The sequence below is a fragment of the Streptococcus suis genome (assembly GCF_029616525.1).
GTDB lineage: Bacteria > Bacillota > Bacilli > Lactobacillales > Streptococcaceae > Streptococcus > Streptococcus suis_AF.
The window spans coordinates 65,712-86,169 of record NZ_JANFME010000007.1 but is presented as its reverse complement, the minus strand read 5'-3'; the positions used below and the strand labels follow the sequence as shown (position 1 = coordinate 86,169).

Here is a 20,458-nt window from a genome sequence, read left to right as displayed (position 1 = left end):
ATTCTCCCTCTGCTTATTAGCTAGTATTCCTATCTCTATTATACTACTTTACATATGAAAAAGCCGTTAGAAATATAATTCTAACGACTTTGTCTTCATTCTGAAACCCTGTATTTTCAGGGTTTTTTCTATCATGAAAATTCTTCCCAATTATGATAAAATAAAGAGATTGAGAAAGTTGAGGTATCTATGAGAAAGACAAGTAAAAAAGGAAAGGCTACGAGGCGACCAACCAAGGCAGAATTAGCACAGCAAGAACGTGTTAAAAATATCACCCTTCGAGTATTGGGGCTTTTATTCATTGCCTTTGCAGCCAGTCGCCTAGGTGTGTTTGGAGTGACCAGCTACAATATTTTCCGGCTATTATTTGGTAGTCTAGCCTATCTATTATTGGCAGGTGCATTTATCTACCTTCTTATTCCCAAAGTCTTACGCGAAAGAGAAGGGACCATATCGGGCTTCTGGCTGATTGTTATCGGGTTATTAATTGAATTTCAGGCTTATTTAGACTGGACCTATCAAGGGAGTGACCTATTCGGTCATACTCTAAAATTGGCCTTGTCAGACCTAGCTAAGTTTCAGGTAACAGCATTTCTAGGCGGAGGGATGATTGGAAGTATCTTCTATCTGCCAGTCTCCTTCCTCTTTGCAAATGTCGGTTCCTTCTTCATCGGTCTTCTAGTGATAGCATTTGGTATCTTTTTTGTAAGCCCATGGTCTGTTTATGATGTTGCCGATGGCTTGGCGGTTGCCAAAGATAAGTTGGCGGAGACGCAGGTAAAAAGAGCAGAGCTTCGAACACAGAAGAAAGCAGAACGAGAAGAGAAACGTCAGCAAGAATTAGCTCGTCTAGAAGAGGAACGCCTTCGTCTAGAGGAAGAGGAAGAGTCAGCTCGGACTTTGGCACTGGTAGATAGACATGTCGATTTAGAAACAGGTGAAATCCTAGAAGAAGAGCCTGTTCAAGTACCGATTATTTCAGAATATGACCACTTAGACATAGAAGATGAATTTCCAATTATGTTGGCAGAAGATGACCAACCAGCACAATCAAACTCGGCAAGCCAGGCTTCTGAACCAAATGAGTTTGAGAAGGACGAGACAGATGTGCAGATTGATTTCAAGCCTAAGCAGAGACTAGCATATAAACTTCCGTCCATAGACTTATTTGCTCCTATAAAAGCTAAGAGTCAGTCCAATGAAAAACGGATTGTTCGTCAGAATATTAAAGTTTTAGAAGACACCTTTGCCAGTTTTGGAATCAAGGTAGTAGTTGAGCGTGCTGAGATTGGACCATCGGTAACCAAGTATGAAGTCAAACCAGCAGTCGGCGTCCGTGTCAATCGGATTTCTAACCTAGCTGATGATTTGGCTCTAGCCCTTGCGGCTAAAGATGTCCGTATTGAAGCTCCTATCCCAGGAAAATCTCTAGTCGGTATTGAAGTTCCAAACTCCGAAGTGGCTACAGTACCTTTCCGTGAGCTCTGGGAACAATCTAAAACAGACCCAGACAAGCTTTTGGAAATTCCTCTCGGTAAGGCTGTCAATGGTTCCGTCCGTTCCTTTAACCTAGCACGTATGCCCCATCTATTGGTGGCTGGTTCAACTGGTTCAGGGAAGTCTGTTGCTGTCAATGGTATCATCTCTTCAATTCTCATGAAAGCTGGTCCAGACCAAGTTAAGTTCATGATGATTGACCCCAAAATGGTCGAATTATCGGTCTATAATGATATTCCCCACCTATTGATTCCCGTTGTGACCAACCCACGTAAGGCTGCTCGAGCTCTTCAAAAAGTAGTGGATGAAATGGAGAAACGTTATGAGTTGTTTAGCCAAATTGGTGTCCGAAACTTGGAAGGTTATAATGCGAAGGTCGAAGAATTTAATAGCCGTTCAGAAGAAAAACAGATTCCACTTCCTCTCATTGTGGTAATCGTAGATGAGTTGGCAGACTTGATGATGGTAGCCAGCAAGGAAGTGGAAGATGCCATTATTCGCTTGGGACAGAAGGCTCGTGCAGCAGGTATCCACATGATTCTTGCTACCCAGCGACCATCTGTTGATGTTATTTCAGGTTTGATTAAAGCCAATGTACCATCTCGTATCGCCTTTGCCGTATCAAGCGGTACAGACAGTCGGACGATTCTAGATGAAAACGGTGCTGAAAAACTCTTGGGCCGCGGTGACATGCTCTTTAAACCGATTGATGAAAACCATCCAGTCCGCTTGCAAGGTTCCTTTATATCCGATGATGATGTAGAAGCAATAGTTGGCTTTATCAAGGATCAAGCAGATGCAGATTATGATGAATCCTTTGATCCAGGTGAAGTGGCAGAAGGTGATGGCGATGCAGGTTTTGGTGATGCTGGAGGAGATCCACTTTTCAACGAAGCACGTGCCTTGGTAGTTGAGACACAAAAAGCCAGCGCCTCTATGATTCAACGACGCTTGTCTGTTGGTTTTAACAGGGCAACACGCCTCATGGAAGAGCTAGAAGCAGCGGGTGTCATTGGTCCAGCTGAAGGAACAAAACCTAGAAAGGTATTGGAAACACAATAATGAAATTTGATGCAGTTCATCATATTGCAATTATCGGTAGTGACTATGACAAAACAAGAGAATTTTATGTTGAGAAACTAGGCTTTGAACAGGTGGATGAGCATATTCGCCCAGAAAAAAATGATATTCTCTTCAATGTCAAAAAAGGCAATCTGATCTTGGAAATTTTCATCAAACCAGATGCGCCAATGCGTCCGGTCATGCCCAATCCTGAACATACAGGTCTACGCCATCTAGCCTTCCAGGTTGCAGATGTGGAAGCTTGTCTGGAAGAGTTTGACCGTTTGGACATCCGACATGAAGTCCTGCGAACAGATGATTTTGATGGTAAAAAAATGGCCTTCTTCTTTGATCCAGATGGCCTCCCTCTAGAAATTCATGAATAAGTCCATCTTTTCATGCCCAGAGAGGCCTATCAATATGACAACTAATTAATACTTTTAGAAAATCAAAATCATACGCTGTTGACTTGATTTGATGAAGGTCAGTTCTATCTATAGTCATTTGAATTAACTTTGATACATCGTCACTTTCGGCTTGCCGTACTCTGCAGAAGTGACTTGCTTTGCAAGTTATATCTCCAACCTAGCATAGCCACTAGGCTGTGCTAGCAACCTGCACCTCAGTTCCTTGTCTGAAAGCTAATTCATTCGACTATACATCTACGTCGCCTTGTCTGATTTAGTATAAAAAAGAATCCCCACTGCGCCTGCAATGGGGATTTATTATGCCATCTATGAAAGGATGGATGATTTTAGGATTTTAAAGTGAAGACCGCAATAACCAAAGCTAGATACATCAAAAAGGTCAAGATAAAACTAGCTCGCCAGAAAACCTTGAAGAAACGGCGATATAAAAAATTCTTTTTCTTTAAAAGGAAGAAACCGCAAAGACCAATCGCTAGTAGTGAGAGGGCTAGGACAAGCTGAGGCAGTAGACTGTTATAGTAGGCCTTGTCCGAAATCAGATAAAATTCAATTGCATAGAGAGGAAAGGCAATGTCTGCAAAGTTCCATCCTCGGTTTTGCAACCTAAAAAACTTGACAGCAATTATCGAAATGGCCAAGGTTAGAAAGATGAATAGAAAGGCTACTATTTTTAAAAATATAATCGATTCAAACATACATTCATTCTATAAAAAATGTGAAAAAAAGTAAACCTAAAGCTTGCATTTCTTTGAAATTCGTGTATAATGAAAAGGTATGTGTAAAACACATATTTGTGGGAGGTAAAAATCTTTAATTACCGCCAAAACCACAATAGGAGGATTTTATATCATGGCTAAAAAAGTCGAAAAACTCGTAAAACTTCAAATTCCTGCAGGTAAAGCTACTCCAGCTCCACCAGTCGGACCAGCACTTGGTCAAGCAGGTATCAACATCATGGGATTCACAAAAGAGTTTAACGCTCGTACAGCTGACCAAGCTGGTATGATCATCCCAGTAGTTATCTCTGTGTATGAAGATAAATCATTCACTTTCATCACTAAAACACCACCAGCTGCTGTTCTTTTGAAAAAAGCTGCAGGTGTTGAAAAAGGTTCAGGTACACCAAACAAAACTAAAGTTGCAACAGTTACTCGTGCACAAGTACAAGAAATTGCTGAAACTAAAATGCCTGACTTGAACGCTGCATCTCTTGAAGCTGCAATGCGTATGATCGAAGGTACTGCTCGTTCTATGGGATTCACTGTTACTGACTAAGTAGCACCCAAGATTATCTGATTACAAGGAGACATATAACATGGCTAAAAAAAGCAAAAACTTGCGTGCTGCTCTTGAAAAAATCGACAGCACAAAACTTTACAGCGTAGAAGAAGCTGTTGCTCTTGCAAAAGAAACTAACTTCGCTAAATTTGATGCGTCAGTTGAAGTTGCTTACAACTTGAACATCGACGTACGTAAAGCAGACCAACAAATCCGTGGTGCAATGGTATTGCCAAACGGTACTGGTAAAACTTCACGAGTTCTTGTTTTCGCACGTGGTGCTAAAGCAGAAGAAGCAAAAGCTGCTGGTGCAGACTTTGTTGGTGAAGATGACCTCGTTGCTAAAATCAACGGTGGTTGGTTGGACTTCGACGTTGTTATCGCAACTCCAGATATGATGGCTGTTGTTGGACGTCTTGGTCGTGTACTTGGTCCACGTAACTTGATGCCAAACCCTAAAACTGGTACAGTAACTATGGATGTTGCTAAAGCAGTTGAAGAGTCTAAAGGTGGTAAAATCACTTACCGTGCTGACAAAGCAGGCATCGTACAAGCTCTTATCGGTAAAGTATCATTTGACGCTGACAAACTCGTTGAAAACTTCAAAGCTTTCCACGATGTAATGGCTAAAGCTAAACCAGCTACAGCTAAAGGTACATACATGACTTCAGTATCAATTACAACAACACAAGGTGTTGGTATCAAAGTTGATCCTAACTCACTTTAATTAATAGAAAGATTGTCTTAGGGCAATCTTTTTTAGTTGACATTCAATAAAACAAGCTCTATAATATATGTAAAAGTGATTGAGGAGGCAACTATGAAGGTGACCCGTGAAGAATTTTATAGTCATCTTTCGGCGGTTTATCAGCTACCAGAAGATGCTATCACATCCGTTTTGCGTGAAAAGGTTTTTGAAACTGCCAAAGAGCTTGATCAAGCAGACAATCTCTACTTGCTTGCTGAACGATTGGGACGCTATGTTAATGCAGAGCTGACAGCCTTGACCTATCATGCTCCTAAAGAATTGGTTCAACTCTCTCTTTACATTCAAAAACTTCAAAATCATTATCGAATGGCAAGTTTTATCCCAGGAAAGGTAAAATAGGAGAAAACATGACAGAATATACAAAACCACTCGTTTGGAAGTGGGAAGATGAAAATGACAACCGATCTGGCAACCGTCCAACAGCAGGCAGTCGCTTTGAGCAAGACCTACCAAAGGGAGAGAAGTCTTTCCAAGTCTATTCATTGGGGACGCCGAATGGCATTAAGGTTGCTATTATGTTGGAGGAGTTGAAAGAGTTAGGTATTTCGGAAGCTGATTATGACCTCTTTCTCATCAATATCGGTCAAGGAGACCAATTCGGCTCCGATTTTGTTGCCATCAACCCCAACTCCAAAATACCAGCTATGGTAGATTATTCCGAGCAAGCACCGATTTCGGTCTTTGAATCAGCCAATATTCTCCTCTACTTGGCAGAAAAGTTTGAGGCCTTCCTACCAAAAGCTTGGGCAGAGCGGACAGAGGTTCTTAACTGGCTCTTCTGGCAAACTGGCGCCGCTCCATTTGTTGGTGGAGGATTTGGACATTTCTTCCATTACGCTCCGACAGCGCAAGAATATCCGATTAATCGCTATACAATGGAAACTAAGCGTCAGCTGGATCTCTTGGATCAGTTATTAGCGACTAGAGAATATGTAGCAGGAAATACCTATACCATCGCAGATATTGCTATTTGGTCTTGGTATGGTCGTTTGGCACAAGGAGCCTTGTATCCAGGTTCGGCAGAATTTTTAGATGTTGATTCTTACAAGCATCTAAAGACCTGGGTAGAGAAAATAGCTCAGCGCCCAGCTGTACAACGAGGGTTGACAGTGAAATATCATTCAATTGATAATTAATTGACTTGCCCACCTTATAGGTGGGTTTTTCTTTTACTTTGGTATGATAAAAGTTTATAATGAAAGAGTTAGACTTTGTGAAAATCCAAAAATAGAAATTAATAATTGATACTCAATGAAAATCAGAATTAGACTAGGCGACGTAGATGCAGATAGAACTGAAGTTCATCAAATCAAGTCAACAACGTCTGATTTTGATTTTCGAAGAGTATGAGTTTTTCCTGTCTTATATTTACATAGAAAGTAATAGAAAAATGTCCGAAAAAGTTGAAATGCAGCAATCCAAAGAACAGGCGACAATGGCCAGAGGCTTGGCTTGGTTGACTGCTGGAAATATTCTTAGTCGCCTGCTTGGTGTTGCCTATGTTATTCCCTGGTATATTTGGTTAGGGGAATATCGAGCTGAAGCCAATGCCCTCTTTAGTATGGGGTATCAAATCTATGCCAACTTCTTATTGATTTCAACAGCTGGTCTTCCGACAGCTATTGCCAAACAAGTAGCTAAATACAATGTCTTGGGTAAAGAAGAGGTGTCGCTTTACTTGGTCAGAGAATTCTTCAAGCTCATGTTGGTCTTTGGGGCTGTCTTTGCAGGGGTCATGTATCTAAGTGCTCCGTGGTTGGCAGACGCATCGGGGTCGAAGGAAAAGTTACTTCCAGTCATGTATAGTCTAGTCCCGCCTCTCTTTATCTTCCCAGCCATGAGTATTTTGCGTGGTTTTTTCCAAGGTCGGCACGATATGAAGCCCTATGCGATCAGCCAGCTTGCAGAGCAGCTGGTACGGGTTATCTGGATACTGGCAGCAACATTTATGATTATGAAGTTGGGTAGCGGTGACTATCTTGAAGCGGTTGTCCAATCTACCTTTGCAGCTTTTGTCGGGATGATTGCTAGCGTTGGGATTTTAGTTTATACTTTATGGAAGCAAGGTTACCTTGGTAAGTTGCTTCATGCTAAGAAACAAAAGATTTCTTTGGATACAGGTCAACTTATTAAGGAAACTGTTCGAGATGCGATTCCAATTATCATTTTAGGTCTAACGATTCAATTATTGCAGTTTATTGACCAAGTCACGTTTATTCGTGTTATGGAAAGAATTACGGATTACAGTAATTCGGAACTTTTGGAACTTTATTCATATATGGCTGCCAATCCAAGTAAGATTACGATGATGATTATCGGGATTTCACTGAGTTTGGGAAGTGTTGCTATTCCATTGATTACAGAGAAATTTGTCAAGAAAGATTTGAAGGCGGCGTCTCATTTAGTGGCGGATAATCTACAATTACTCTTTATATTCACTATACCGGCGATTGTTGGAACGGTCCTGTTAGCTGGACCACTTTATACGATTTTTTACGGACCGTCAGAGCCTATCGCCATTACTCTATTTATTTGGAACTTATTTTTAATTTTACCTCTGGGACTATATTCTGTCATTAGTGTGGTCATTCAAGTGATATTTGAAAATAGAAGAGCCATTTATTATTTCTTGATTGGGATGCTAGTGAAAATCGTTTTACAAGTACCAATGATCTATGTCTTTAAGGTATATGGTAGCTTTATCTCAACGATATTTGGGTTGGGAATTATGCTGTATCTCTTCTATAGACGAATTGACAAGGTTCTGCATATTGATGAAAGACTAGTGATAAAAGATATTGCGACCATTAGTTGGATTTCTATCGTAATGGGACTCATTGTATGGGGGATTGAATTTGTTTTGAATCTTATCCTTCCAGCAAATGGCTATGTATCTAGCTTTATCCACTTGGCTGTTGCAGGTGGAGCAGGTATGCTTGTCTTTGTCATCTTGACCTTGAAGACTCGTCAGCTAGATCGTTTAATTGGAAGTCGGGCTCAGAGTTTACGTAGGAAATTGCGCCTAGGCTAGTTTGTTTTAAAAATCTCTATTTTCTACTATTGAAAAGCTGGGAAAAAGAGGCGTTTTAGAATGTGAGAAGGAAAGTTCGTTGAGGATTTTCCTTTTTTCTTGGAGATTTCAGTATAAAAAAAACGGTTTTTGTGGTAGAATAGTAGGGATAAAAAAGAGGAGAGAGATGATGAAACCTAAATACGAACGTATTCTAATCAAACTATCTGGTGAGGCCTTGGCTGGTGAACGTGGTGTCGGTATTGACCTTAAAACTGTTCAGGAAATGGCAAAGGAAATTCAGGAAGTCGCAGAATCAGGTATTCAGATTGCCCTTGTTATTGGTGGTGGTAACCTTTGGCGTGGAGAACCTGCTGCTGAAGCGGGTATGGATCGAGTTCAAGCAGACTATACAGGCATGTTGGGGACTGTTATGAATGCTCTTGTAATGGCTGATTCCCTTAAACAGCTTGGTGTGGATACACGTGTGCAGACAGCGATTGCGATGCAGTCAGTTGCAGAGCCTTATATTCGTGGTCGTGCTCTTCGTCATCTTGAAAAAGGTCGCATTGTTATTTTTGGAGCTGGTATTGGTTCACCGTACTTCTCAACGGATACGACAGCGGCTCTTCGTGCTGCAGAAATTGAAGCAGATGCGATTTTGATGGCTAAAAATGGTGTGGATGGCGTCTACAATGCTGATCCGAAGAAAGATGCTAATGCAGTTAAATTCAATGAATTGACCCACCGTGAAGTGATTAGTCGTGGTTTGAAAATCATGGATGCGACAGCATCAACTCTCTCAATGGACAATGATATTGATTTGGTCGTGTTCAATATGAATGAACCAGGAAATATTAAACGTGTTGTCTTCGGTGAGCCAATCGGTACTACCGTTTCAAATTCTTCAGAAGAAAAATAAATCATATCGTCATTTAGTTTTTCTTTTATTACTTCGTTAATTTGCCTTGTCTAACTTCAGTTATGCCTGTGGCTCGTTGCCTAGTGCTAAAAGTAAACTAAAAGACTATAAAAAAATACAAAGAAGGAAGTCTTATGTCTAAAGAAATTATTGCTAAAGCGCAAGAGCGCATGAACCAATCTCATCAGAGTTTGGCACGTGAATTCAGCCACATTCGTGCTGGCCGTGCCAATGCTAGTTTGTTGGACCGTATTTCAGTTGAGTACTACGGTTCTCCAACGCCATTGAACCAGTTGGCTGGTATTACAGTGCCAGAAGCGCGTGTTCTATTGATTACTCCGTTTGATAAGTCAATCTTGAAGGATATTGAGCGTGCTTTGAACGCTTCAGATCTTGGTTTGACGCCACAATCTGACGGTACTGTTATCCGTTTGGTTATTCCTGCCCTTACAGAGGAAACTCGTAAGAACTTGGCGAAGGATGTGAAAAAAGTCGGTGAAAATTCAAAAGTTGCCATCCGTAATATCCGTCGTGATGCCATGGATGAAGCTAAAAAAGCTGAAAAAGCAAAAGAAATCACAGAAGACGAGTTGAAGACGCTTGAAAAAGATATTCAAAAAGTAACAGATGATGCTATCAAGACAATTGATAAAATGACTGCCGACAAAGAAAAAGAATTGTTGGAAGTTTAATCAACACGTTTTTAGGCTACAAAAATAGATCATCACTGGGCTGTCTAACTTCCAGTGGTGAATCAATAAGAAATCTAATGGGGGGAGTTAGACAAGACTTCCCCCACTTTTTAATCAGAAAGAAGAAAATCATGAATGATTTATTAGCACAATATATCGTTGGTTTAGTGACTGACGAAAACGATCAGTTTTACTTTGTCCAAAAAGAGGGTAGAACCTTTGCTCTTTCTAAGGATGAAGGAGAACATAGTCTAGGACAATCTGTTAAGGGATTTGCCTATACCGATATGAAACAAAAACTCCGTTTGACAACTAAGGAAGTTGGGGCGAGTCGTACCAGCTTTGGTTGGGGAACTGTCACAGAGGTACGTAAGGATTTGGGTGTCTTTGTGGATACAGGTCTGCCAGACAAGCAAGTGGTTGTTTCCTTGGACATTTTGCCTGAAATCAAGGAACTCTGGCCGAAGAAAGGGGATCAGTTGTACGTCAAATTAGACGTCGATAAGAAGGATCGCATTTGGGCTCTGCCAGCTTTTCAGGAAGATTTTCAGAAAATGGCTGGACCTGCTTATGACAATATGCAAAACCAAAATCTGCGAGCGATTGTCTATCGTTTGAAAATGAATGGTACTTTTGTTTATTTGCCAGACAACAACATGCTTGGTTTTATCCACCCGAGCGAACGCTTTGCGGAACCACGTCTGGGTCAGGTTTTGGAGGCGCGTGTCATCGGCTACCGTGCAGTTGATCGGACCTTGAACTTGTCTCTCAAGCCACGTTCATTTGAGATGCTGGAAAATGATGCCCAGATGATATTGACTTATCTGGAAAGCAATGGAGGTTTCATGACCTTGAACGATAAGTCTGCTCCGGAAGACATCAAGGCCACCTTTGGTATTTCCAAAGGGCAATTCAAAAAAGCTCTTGGTGGTTTGATGAAGGCTGGAAAAATTAAACAGGATTCTTTTGGAACAGAATTGGTCTAGGAGGCGTCTATGCTAGTATATATTGCTGGTAGTGGGGCAATGGGGTGTCGTTTTGGTTATCAATTGTCTAAGACAAATCATGAAGTGATTTTGCTGGATAATTGGGAAGAGCATATCGAGGTAATTCAAGAAAACGGCTTGAAAGTGACTGGAGATGCAGAGGAAACTGTACATTTACCCATCATGAAACCGGCCGAAGCAATGAGAGAAGCAGATTTTATCATTCTATTGACAAAGGCTGATCAGTTGCCAAAGATGTTGCGGGATATTAAACCGATTATCGGTCCAACTACCAAGGTTTTGAGTCTCTTGAATGGTTTGGGGCATGCGACGACCATGCGTCGGTACGTGCCAGATGAAAGTATTATGGTTGGGGTGACCATGTGGTTGGCGGGACTAAAGGGTCCTGGACATGCTCACTTAGAAGGTCCGGGTTCTATCTCCGTTCAGCATATTCTTGGTGATGAGCAATCAGTTGCGGATATTATTGAAATGCTGAATGAAGCTGGGCTAAATGTGACCTATGACAATCATGTTGTCAGTGCCATTTGGCAGAAAGCCTGTGTCAATGGTGTGATGAATCCAACTTGTACCATTTTAGACTGTACAATTGGTGAATTATTTGGTACGGAGGCTGGACTGAATCTAGTACAGGGGATTTTCAAAGAATTTATTGCTGTTGCTAAGTCTGAGGCAGATGGAATTGACGAAGAAGCTATTTGGAAATATGTTATTGATGCCTCGAAGAAGGCTTCCAATCACTATCCATCTATGCACCAGGATTTGGTCCAACATGGTCGAAAGACAGAAATTGATTATCTGAATGGAGCAGTTGTATTCAAAGGCAAGCGAGCAGGCATCCCTACGCCATACTGTCAGATGATAACAGACATGGTTCACGCCAAGGAAAGTATGCTGGGGTTGAGATAGGAGAAAGTCATGCTGATTGAAGTGGAAACGATTGAAGAATATATGGCTGCCTTGCCTGAGAATCGGAAGGAAGCAGTTGAACGACTCCATCAAGTGATTGTGGAACAGTTACCAGCTGGTTTTGAAGTAGGCATCTTGGGAGGTATGATTAACTATTATGTGCCGCTTGCTGCCTATCCTGATGGTTATCATTGCACACCGGGAGAGCCCTTGCCTTTCCTTGCCTTGGCATCACAAAAGGCACACATCGCCCTCTACCACATGGGAATCTATATGGACCAAGAATTAAATGATTGGTTCGTTGCTGCTTATCAAGCACAGGTGCCTACCAAACTGGATATGGGCAAGTCCTGTGTTCGTATGAAAAATCCCAAGAATATTCCTTATGAATTGATAGGGGAATTGGTTAGTAAGATGTCTATGGAGCGCTATATAGAGCTCTACGAAAAAAATCATAGAAAGTAGATGTAGTGAGAAGAAGTTTTTATTCTTGGTTGATGACCCAACGCAACCCGAAAAGTAATGAACCAGTAGCTATCTTGGCAGATTATGCCTTTGATGAGTCTGATTTTCCTAAGCAATCAGATAATTTTGATGAAGTCAGTCGTTTTTTGGAGGAATCGGCCAGCTTTGCCTTTTCCATGTCTGATTTTGATGCGATTTGGGAAGATTATTTGGGACATTGATGGATAAAATAGTACAAAATAGCCTTGTTTGGGCTATTTTTGTTATAATAGAGAAAAGCACAGGAAAAGGAGCAACTCTTGCTAGAACATTCAATTGATATTCAACTCAAGCATCCAGATGATTCGTTTAGTCTATTTGGTTCGAATGAACGCCATCTGAGATTGATGGAACAGGAACTAGGTGTGGTTATTCATGCCCGTACGGAAAAAGTGCAGGTGATTGGACAGGAAGAACATGTAGAACAGGCACGTCTTGTTATCCAGTCTCTCCTTGTCTTGGTGGGTCGTGGTTTAGTTATCAATACGCCAGATGTGGTCACAGCTATTTCCATGGCAAAAAATGATGAGATTGAAAAATTCGTTGCCCTCTATGAAGAAGAGATTATCAAGGACAACTATGGCAAACCCATTCGCGTAAAGACCCTTGGACAAAAACTCTACGTGGACAGCGTAAAGCGTCATGACATCGTGTTTGGAATCGGTCCTGCTGGTACAGGTAAGACCTTCTTGGCGGTTACTCTAGCTGTAACAGCCCTCAAGCGGGGACAGGTCAAGCGCATTGTCCTGACCCGTCCTGCGGTCGAGGCAGGTGAAAGTTTAGGCTTTTTACCAGGGGACTTAAAAGAAAAAGTAGACCCCTATTTGCGTCCTGTCTATGATGCCCTCTACCAGATTTTGGGCAAGGAGCAGACCACGCGCCTAATGGAGCGCGAGATTATCGAAATTGCACCGCTGGCCTATATGCGGGGGCGGACCTTGGAAGATGCCTTTGTCATCTTGGATGAGGCGCAAAATACCACCATTATGCAGATGAAGATGTTCCTGACCCGTCTGGGCTTTAATTCCAAGATGATTGTCAATGGGGATATTAGCCAGATTGACCTGCCGCGCAAGGTTAAGTCAGGCCTGATTGATGCGACGGAGAAGTTGAGTAAAATACCGCAGATTGATTTCGTGCATTTTTCAGCCAAGGATGTGGTTCGTCATCCAGTTGTTGCCCAGATTATTAATGCTTATGAGCAGGAGGCTCTTGCTGCGGACGGTCGGGCAAGTTTTGAAACGATTGGGGAGCCTAGTCGGAGCGAAGAGGATGAAGATTAGTCACTTTCAAAGCATTATCAAGTCCGAAAGCTAACAGAAGCTGATTTGGAGCAGGTTTTGGTTCTTTACCAGACCAATCCCCTCTATTTTGAACATTTTCCACCCTTGCCTAGTCTGGAAAGTTTAGCCAATGACCTTGTCGAGTGTCCGCCAGGTAAGGAGTTATCAGATAAATATTTTCTAGGATTCTGGGACAAAGAGCGATTAGTTGCCATCTTAGACCTAATTGATGGCTATCCGACTGCAGAGATTGCCTATATCGGACTTTTTATGGTGGATTCAAGATTGGCTGGTCAGGGTCTTGGTTCAAAGGTCATAGCGGAGCTCCTGTCTCGGTTAGCAACTCACTTCAAAAAGGTGCGTCTAGGCTATGTTGAAAGCAATCCTCAATCCAGTCATTTTTGGTCCGAAGTTGGATTTTGTCCAACTGGCGAGGTCAAAGAGTTGGCTGGAAAAACAATCGTCATAGCCGAACATGCATTAGATGAATAATAATAAAAAACTGCCTAGTTCAATCAGAACTGGGCAGTACTTATTTTACATTCTAAAAAATGGATTGAAGTTTTTTTCGTGTCCAACGCTGGTATTGTGACCATGACCTGGATGGACCGTATAGTGATTTGGCAGGGTAAAGATATGTTCTCTGATACCAGTAATCAGGTCATCAAAGTTGCTGGTTGGCAGGTCTGTGCGTCCCACAGTTTCACGGAAAAGTGCGTCTCCAGTGATGACACATTCATCCTCTGGGAAGATAAAGGAAACACCACCAATAGAGTGCCCAGGTGTTGGAACTACCTTGAAATGAAAACCGTCAAACTGGTAGTCTTCTTGGTATTGAAAGATTTTTTCAGCAGGTCGGCAGACTACATTTTCCATATCATCATGACGAGGTAGACCTGATAGATTCATCTCTGGTGTGTAGAGCCAGCTGGCTTCACTTTCAGCCACATAGACAGGCGGGAAATTGTAGGTCTCACGCAGAATGTCCAAACTCATAATATGGTCATAGTGAGTGTGAGTCAGGAGAATAGCCGCAATTGGTTTTCCGATTTTTTCGATAGTTGCTTGAATTTTTGTCCAGTCACTCCCAGGGTCAATGATAATCAGATGGGTATCATTTTCAAGGTAGTAGGTATTTTGAAAAGCGACAGGATTGACAGATTTGTGAATAATCATTCTTTTTCCTTCTTCTAACAGTTGCTGATGTTACTAGTCTAACAAAAAAACACGCCTTCTTCATGGAATTTGTTTGGAGCTTTTTCCATGAGAGGGAATATGCTATAATGAACAGTATGAAAGACACAAGAACAAGCAATCGGTATGCCGTTGTAGATTTGGAAGCAACTGGTACAGGTACCGATGCAAAAATCATTCAAATCGGGATTGTTCTCGTTGAAAATGGAGAAATCATTGACAGTTATGCAACGGACATCAATCCCTATGAGCTACTGGATGACCATATCAAGAATCTGACAGGTATCACAGACCAACAGCTAAGTCAGGCTCCAGATTTTGGTCAGGTAGCAAGTACCATTTATGACATGATTGGAGATGCTATATTTGTCGCCCATAATGTCAAGTTTGATGCTAATCTCTTGGCAGAAGCACTCTTTTTTGAAGGCTATGAACTGTTGACACCGCGTGTAGATACGGTAGAATTATCACAGCTATTTTTTCCGACTTTTGAAAAATATAGCTTGGGAAACCTTGCAGAGCATCTGGAACTTGGTTTGGACCAGGCACACACGGCCATATCAGATGCCATGGCTACGGCGCGCTTGCTCATCAAAATTCAAGAGAAAATAAAGAGCTTACCCAGGTCTATTGTTGAAAAGATTCTTGATTTGGCGGACAATCTGCTCTTTGAATCCCGTCTGGTCATTGATGAGATGGTGCCTGTTCTGTCAGAAAATCTATCATACGATTTAGAATCTATTCATGACTTGGTCTTGAAAAAGCCAGAAGAAATCAAGTCAGCCTACCGATTATCTGAAGATTTTTCGACCAATATTGCCCTTCTCGGCTTGCATGAACGAAAAAAACAAACTGCTTTTGCTCAAGTAGTAGAAAAACGCTTGGTTGACGAAGAAAAAGTGCATTTTATTCAAGCGCAGGCAGGTTTGGGGAAGACTTACGGTTATCTCTTGCCTTTACTTGCTAAGTCAGACCAGCCTTTATTGGTCACCGTGCCGACCAAGCTCCTTCAAGAGCAGATTATGGAAAAGGAAGGGAGCAAGCTTAAAGAGATATTTCGTATTCCCATAGTCTCTCTAAAATCGCCCAAGCATTTTATCAAGTTAGACAACTACTGGAAAACCCTGCAGAGGCAGGATGATAATCGCCTGGTCAATCAATTCAAAATGCAGGTGCTTGTCTGGTTATGCGAAACCACGACAGGTGATTTGGATGAGCTTAAACAAAAACAACGCTACCAAGCTTACTTTGATGAGATTGCCCACGATGGGAAATTGGAGCCTGAAAGTCTTTTTTGGGGCTTGGATTTTTGGCAACGATTGAACCAACAAGCTCTCTCTAGTAGACTGCTCATTACCAACCACGCTTACTTTCTCAGCCATCTTAAGGATCAAGATCCTCTCATGGATAAGCGTCTGGTGGTGATTGATGAAGCACAAAAGTTTCTCTTGGCTGCTGAAAATCTAGCGACGGCTTCGCAAGATTTGACAAGTATGTTACAAGTATTGCAAAGTAAAAAGGACAGAGCGACGACTATTTTGGACCAACGTTTGTATGAGTCTTGCCAGTTTGAACTCAACCACTTTTTGAGTCGTTTTCGTCAGCATGGTCAACGAGAGGTTCAAAAGGCTGAACTTCATCAACTTGGTCAGAACCTGGAGGAGCTTGGAGATGTTGATTTGAACGACTTGCATCAGCTCATAGACTATTACGATACCTTTTGGTTGGAGGAGAAAAATTTAGAAGAAAAGCGGCTTGCCTATTTGCGGGGCTCCAAGGACAGCCTCTTAAATGCGACCAACTACCTGCCAGATACTAAGATTTTCTGCATCAGCGCAACCTTGACCATCAGCAAAAAGGTCAGTCTGGCGGATCTGCTGGGCTTTGAGCAGGTCACCTTGGATTTGATACCGACTCAAACTGTGACCAACCAGCGACTACTTTTTCCGACCCATCTCCCCGACATCCTCGCTTGGACCAAGGAGGAGCATGCAGCTTATTTGGCTACTACTTTAGGAGAAATAGCAGAGCTGGGACGACCGATTTTGGTCTTGTTTACATCGATTTCTCTGCTCTTGCAGGTGTCGGATTTGTTAGAAGACAATAACATTCCCCACCTAGCCCAGCACAAGCATGGACAGGAAATGCCTCTCAAACGCAAATTTGAACGAGGGGAATGCCAAATTTTACTCGGCACAGGTGTATTCTGGGAGGGCGTTGATTTTGCCAGTCAGAATCAATTGATTCAGGTTATTACAAGGCTCCCATTTGACAATCCAAAGGACCGGTTTGTACAAAAAATCAATCACCATCTGCGTGAAGAAGGGAAAAATCCATTTTATGATTACAGCCTGCCTATGATGATGATTAAGCTCAAACAAGCCATCGGTCGTACCAATCGCCATGACAAACAAGATTCACTAGTCTTGGTTTTGGACCCGCGTGTTCACACCAAACGCTATGGACAGCAAATTCTGTCCTTCTTTGAGAAAGATTATTCAATGTTAAGTGTGGATGCGAAAGAAATAGAAGGAGCTATTCAAGATTTTTTTGAATAAGTTAAAAGGGAGCCACAAGGCTTCCTTTTGTTTCCAGCGTTTTTTAATGCTACTCATGATTAGGAATCTATTTCCTCTCTCCTTGCCGAATAACAGTGATTTTCTTTATGATTAAAATATGGTATAATTTTCCAAATATTAGTTTTTGTGAGAAGAGATTATGACAGAAAAAACAATTGTATTTAAGGTCGGGACGAGTTCTCTGACGCAAGAAAATGGCAGTCTGGACCGTATCAAGCTTGCTCGGATTACCAATCAGCTGGCTCAGTTGCATCAGAAGGGTTACCAGATTGTGCTGGTGACGTCGGGCTCGATTGCTGCTGGTTTTCGGAGATTGGGATTTGACAAGCGACCGACTAAGATTGCGGAGAAGCAGGCTTCTGCGGCCGTTGGACAAGGTTTGCTGATTGAGGAATACACGCAAAATCTGATGAAAGACGGTATAGTGTCAGCTCAGATTTTGCTGACCCAGGATGATTTTGCGGATGCTAGACGCTATCAGAATGCCTCTCAGGCCTTGCAGGTCTTGCTCAAGCAACGTGCTATTCCAATTATCAACGAAAATGATACCATTGCCATTGAGGAGATTAAGGTGGGAGACAATGATACCCTGTCTGCTCAGGTGGCTTCTCTCTTGAAAGCAGACCTCTTGGTGCTCTTGACGGATGTAGACGGGCTTTATACTGCCAATCCCAACAGCGATCCCAATGCCAAACATTTGCCAGTGATTACGGAAATTACGGAAGATTTATTTGCCATGGCAGCAGGAGCTGGCTCGTCCAATGGAACAGGTGGCATGACCACCAAATTGCAGGCGGCCCAGATTGCGACCAAGTCAGGCGTGCCCGTCTTTATCTGCTCTTCAAAAGAGGATACCGCCCTCTTACAGGCGGTCACCCAAGCTAATCGTGGAACGCTCTTTTTAGCAGATGACCATGCCATGAACCAACGCAAGCAGTGGATGGCCTTCTATGCTCGGACAGACGCGGCGGTTGAAGTGGATGCAGGAGCGGTTGATGCCATGTTGCACCAGGGGCGCAGTTTGTTAGCTACTGGTGTCAAAGCCTTCGAAGGAGACTTTGAAGTGGGCCAGGTCGTAGAGGTTTATAGCCAAGCAGACCATCGTTTGATTGGTAAAGGGCGGGTCAAACTGTCCTCAAAGGACTTGCAGGACCAGTTGGCAAATGGCAGAGCAGAGGGCGTGTTGATTCACCGCAACGATTGGGTGAGCTTATAGTTGTTCAGTTTATCTCGATTATGTTGACGAACGAGTAAGCTGAAAGACTAAATAGGAGAAATTTATGACAACAACACAAGTATTATTAGATAGTTTATTGGTCCACAAGGCTTCTATCAACCTAGCGACAACAGAACAGAAAAACCAGGCCTTATCAGCAATGGCAGACCAGTTGGTTGCTCAGACTGAGGCAATCCTAGCAGGCAATGCCATCGACATGGAACATGCCCAAGGCAAAATCAGCCAGGTGATGCAGGACCGTTTGCTGCTGACAGAGGAACGGATTGAAGCCATGGCAGATGGTATTCGGGCCTTGATTGGCTTGCCAGATCCTGTCGGATTAGTCTTGGAAGAATCTACTCGGGCAGACGGCTTGAACATTTGCAAGAAATCCATTCCCTTTGGTTTGGTGGGAATGATTTACGAAAGCCGACCAAACGTGACTTCAGATGCCGCTGCCTTGGCCATCAAGAGTGGTAATGCGGTCATCTTGCGTGGAGGAAAGGAAGCCTTTCATTCGGCCCAGGCTATTGTCACAGCCCTCAAAGCTGGTTTGGAGCAGGTTGGCCTTTCACCAAAGGTCATCGAGTTAGTCCAAGATACCAGCCGTGCCTCTGCGACAGAGTTGATGACCGCAAAAGGCAAGATTGACCTCTTGGTGCCACGTGGCGGTGCAGGACTCATTCAAGCCGTCGTTGAAAATGCGACTGTGCCAGTTATAGAAACAGGAACAGGTATCTGCCATGTCTATGTGGACAAGGATGCGGACTTGGACAAGGCCTTGCGGATTGTGGTCAATGCTAAAACCAGTCGTCCCTCAGTCTGCAATGCGGCGGAAGTCTTGTTGGTTCATGAAGAAATTGCCAGCCAATTCCTACCTCGCTTGGAGGAAGCTCTGGCTGGTCAGGTGGAGCTACGTGCAGACAGTCAGGCTCAGGCTCTTCTCAACCAATCTACACCAGCAGGTGAGCTGGATTTTGACACAGAGTTTCTGGACTTTATCTTGGCGGTCAAGGTCGTTTCAAATGTAGAAGAGGCTATCAGCCACATCGCTCAACACTCGACAGGGCACAGCGAGGCTATCGTAACGGAAAACAGCCAGACAGCAGAGCATTTCACACTTTATGTCGATTCAGCAGCAGTCTATGTCAATGCCTCGACCCGCTTCACAGACGGTGGAGAGTTCGGTCTGGGCTGTGAGCTAGGTATTTCCACCCAGAAGATGCACGCCCGTGGTCCAATGGGCCTGCGTGAAATGACAACTTACAAGTACATCATCACAGGCGACGGCCATATTCGTTAGGAGGACAAGATGAAGATTGGATTTATTGGACTGGGCAATATGGGAGCGGCTCTAGCTCAAGCGGTCAGCCAGCTGGCAGACACTCAGCTCCTCCTCAGCAACCACAACCCAGTAAAAGCCCAGGTTCTTCAAGCCCAGTTGGGCGGTCAGCTTTTTTCTAATGGGGAAATAGCAGAGCAGGCCGAGGTGATTTTCCTTGGGGTCAAGCCTCACCTGATTCAGTCAGTCTTGTCAGGCTTGCAGGACCAGATTAGCCAGAATCCGTCAGCTATCTGGATTTCCATGGCAGCGGGAGTGACCATTGACAGCCTGGCAGAATTTGTGTCGGCAGATAATCTCATCCGCATCATGCCCAACACACCGGTCGCTATCGGCCAAGGCATGACGACCTATAGCTTGGTCAATCAAGAGCTCGCTCCGCTATTGGAACAAATCCTAGAAAAATCAGGCAAGGTCCAGCAGGTGCCAGAGAGCCTGATCGACGCAGCAACGGCTATCGCAGGCTGCGGACCAGCTTTTGTCTATCAGATGATTGAGGCTTTGACCGATGCCGGTGTGCAAAACGGGCTCACAGCTCAAGATGCCAAGGTTTTGGCGGCCCAGACCCTTGCTGGAACTGCTCAGATGGTCTTAACCAGCGAAAAGCACCCAGCTCAGCTGAGACAGGAAGTGACCTCGCCAGGCGGCTCAACTATCGCAGGCGTGGTAGCTCTTGAAAAAGAAGGCTTCCGTTACGCCATTATCAAGGCAGTCGCCGCCGCCCTCAAAAAGACTAGAAAATTAGGCAAAAAATAGAAGACAGCAA

The 20,458-nt window shown here is 43.2% G+C and carries 21 protein-coding genes; 19 read left to right on the top strand and 2 right to left on the bottom strand.

The features are described from left to right. Positions 1-189: 189 nt before the first annotated feature. Both NOL38_RS04645 and gloA2 read left to right on the top strand, forming a co-directional pair. Positions 190-2,559 (top strand): FtsK/SpoIIIE family DNA translocase, encoded by a 2,370-nt coding sequence (locus NOL38_RS04645; protein ID WP_029185127.1) that lies wholly within the window; start codon positions 190-192, stop codon positions 2,557-2,559. Beyond that, positions 2,559-2,945 (top strand): SMU1112c/YaeR family gloxylase I-like metalloprotein, encoded by a 387-nt coding sequence (gloA2, locus tag NOL38_RS04640; RefSeq protein ID WP_002935887.1) that lies wholly within the window; start codon positions 2,559-2,561, stop codon positions 2,943-2,945. Before NOL38_RS04645 ends, gloA2 begins: the two co-directional genes overlap by 1 nt. Before the next feature lie 368 nt (positions 2,946-3,313). On the opposite strand, the gene NOL38_RS04635 is transcribed toward gloA2, so the two are convergent. Next, positions 3,314-3,682 carry a DUF3397 domain-containing protein gene (locus NOL38_RS04635; protein ID WP_004194874.1) on the bottom strand — a complete coding sequence of 123 codons (369 nt, stop codon included), beginning with the start codon at positions 3,680-3,682 and terminating at the stop codon, positions 3,314-3,316. Between the two features lie 154 nt (positions 3,683-3,836). Between NOL38_RS04635 and rplK the strand changes: the two genes are divergently transcribed. From rplK to NOL38_RS04570, 13 genes are all read left to right on the top strand, one after another. Next, the gene (gene rplK / locus NOL38_RS04630) at positions 3,837-4,262 is read left to right on the top strand and encodes a 50S ribosomal protein L11 (RefSeq protein ID WP_002935890.1); all 426 of its coding nucleotides are present in this window, start codon (positions 3,837-3,839) and stop codon (positions 4,260-4,262) included. A gap of 40 nt (positions 4,263-4,302) precedes the next feature. Next, positions 4,303-4,992, top strand: coding sequence for a 50S ribosomal protein L1 (rplA, locus tag NOL38_RS04625; protein WP_004194879.1), 690 nt, complete (start codon positions 4,303-4,305; stop codon positions 4,990-4,992). Between the two features lie 93 nt (positions 4,993-5,085). Further along, on the top strand, positions 5,086-5,373 hold the full coding sequence (locus NOL38_RS04620) for a hypothetical protein (RefSeq protein ID WP_277941513.1): 288 nt from the start codon (positions 5,086-5,088) through the stop codon (positions 5,371-5,373). Positions 5,374-5,381: 8 nt separating this feature from the next. Further along, complete coding sequence (gene yghU / locus NOL38_RS04615) at positions 5,382-6,170, top strand: glutathione-dependent disulfide-bond oxidoreductase (protein ID WP_277941512.1); 789 nt, start codon at positions 5,382-5,384, stop codon at positions 6,168-6,170. Between the two features lie 254 nt (positions 6,171-6,424). Further along, a complete protein-coding gene (locus tag NOL38_RS04610; protein ID WP_277941514.1) occupies positions 6,425-8,065 on the top strand; it encodes a putative polysaccharide biosynthesis protein in 1,641 nt (546 codons plus the stop codon). A gap of 166 nt (positions 8,066-8,231) precedes the next feature. Continuing rightward, the gene (gene pyrH / locus NOL38_RS04605) at positions 8,232-8,966 is read left to right on the top strand and encodes a UMP kinase (protein ID WP_015445263.1); all 735 of its coding nucleotides are present in this window, start codon (positions 8,232-8,234) and stop codon (positions 8,964-8,966) included. Between the two features lie 134 nt (positions 8,967-9,100). Then, on the top strand, positions 9,101-9,658 hold the full coding sequence (gene frr / locus NOL38_RS04600; RefSeq protein WP_009910199.1) for a ribosome recycling factor: 558 nt from the start codon (positions 9,101-9,103) through the stop codon (positions 9,656-9,658). A 131-nt stretch (positions 9,659-9,789) separates the two neighbouring features. Continuing rightward, complete coding sequence (gene cvfB, locus NOL38_RS04595) at positions 9,790-10,644, top strand: RNA-binding virulence regulatory protein CvfB (protein ID WP_009910197.1); 855 nt, start codon at positions 9,790-9,792, stop codon at positions 10,642-10,644. Positions 10,645-10,653: 9 nt separating this feature from the next. After that, positions 10,654-11,574 carry a 2-dehydropantoate 2-reductase gene (locus NOL38_RS04590; RefSeq protein WP_277941511.1) on the top strand — a complete coding sequence of 307 codons (921 nt, stop codon included), beginning with the start codon at positions 10,654-10,656 and terminating at the stop codon, positions 11,572-11,574. 9 nt (positions 11,575-11,583) lie between these two features. Beyond that, positions 11,584-12,039 (top strand): DUF1801 domain-containing protein, encoded by a 456-nt coding sequence (locus NOL38_RS04585; RefSeq protein WP_024378194.1) that lies wholly within the window; start codon positions 11,584-11,586, stop codon positions 12,037-12,039. A gap of 5 nt (positions 12,040-12,044) precedes the next feature. Continuing rightward, complete coding sequence (locus NOL38_RS04580) at positions 12,045-12,260, top strand: YozE family protein (RefSeq protein ID WP_009910192.1); 216 nt, start codon at positions 12,045-12,047, stop codon at positions 12,258-12,260. 78 nt (positions 12,261-12,338) lie between these two features. Continuing rightward, positions 12,339-13,361 carry a PhoH family protein gene (locus tag NOL38_RS04575; protein ID WP_277941510.1) on the top strand — a complete coding sequence of 341 codons (1,023 nt, stop codon included), beginning with the start codon at positions 12,339-12,341 and terminating at the stop codon, positions 13,359-13,361. Positions 13,362-13,406: 45 nt separating this feature from the next. Further along, the gene (locus NOL38_RS04570) at positions 13,407-13,853 is read left to right on the top strand and encodes a GNAT family N-acetyltransferase (protein ID WP_277941509.1); all 447 of its coding nucleotides are present in this window, start codon (positions 13,407-13,409) and stop codon (positions 13,851-13,853) included. Between the two features lie 45 nt (positions 13,854-13,898). Here NOL38_RS04570 and NOL38_RS04565 read toward each other — a convergent pair whose 3' ends face one another. After that, positions 13,899-14,537 (bottom strand): MBL fold metallo-hydrolase, encoded by a 639-nt coding sequence (locus NOL38_RS04565; protein ID WP_277941508.1) that lies wholly within the window; start codon positions 14,535-14,537, stop codon positions 13,899-13,901. Between the two features lie 107 nt (positions 14,538-14,644). On the opposite strand from NOL38_RS04565, the gene NOL38_RS04560 reads away from it, so the two are divergent. The 4 genes from NOL38_RS04560 (at position 14,645) to proC (ending at position 20,448) form a co-directional block, all read left to right on the top strand. Beyond that, the gene (locus tag NOL38_RS04560) at positions 14,645-17,113 is read left to right on the top strand and encodes a bifunctional DnaQ family exonuclease/ATP-dependent helicase (RefSeq protein WP_341829391.1); all 2,469 of its coding nucleotides are present in this window, start codon (positions 14,645-14,647) and stop codon (positions 17,111-17,113) included. Positions 17,114-17,273: 160 nt separating this feature from the next. Next, positions 17,274-18,350: a glutamate 5-kinase gene (gene proB / locus NOL38_RS04555; protein ID WP_277941507.1), complete on the top strand. Its 1,077-nt coding sequence runs from the start codon at positions 17,274-17,276 to the stop codon at positions 18,348-18,350. A gap of 64 nt (positions 18,351-18,414) precedes the next feature. Further along, positions 18,415-19,653 (top strand): glutamate-5-semialdehyde dehydrogenase, encoded by a 1,239-nt coding sequence (locus NOL38_RS04550; RefSeq protein ID WP_277941506.1) that lies wholly within the window; start codon positions 18,415-18,417, stop codon positions 19,651-19,653. Positions 19,654-19,662: 9 nt separating this feature from the next. Continuing rightward, complete coding sequence (gene proC, locus NOL38_RS04545; protein WP_277941505.1) at positions 19,663-20,448, top strand: pyrroline-5-carboxylate reductase; 786 nt, start codon at positions 19,663-19,665, stop codon at positions 20,446-20,448. Positions 20,449-20,458: the final 10 nt, after the last annotated feature.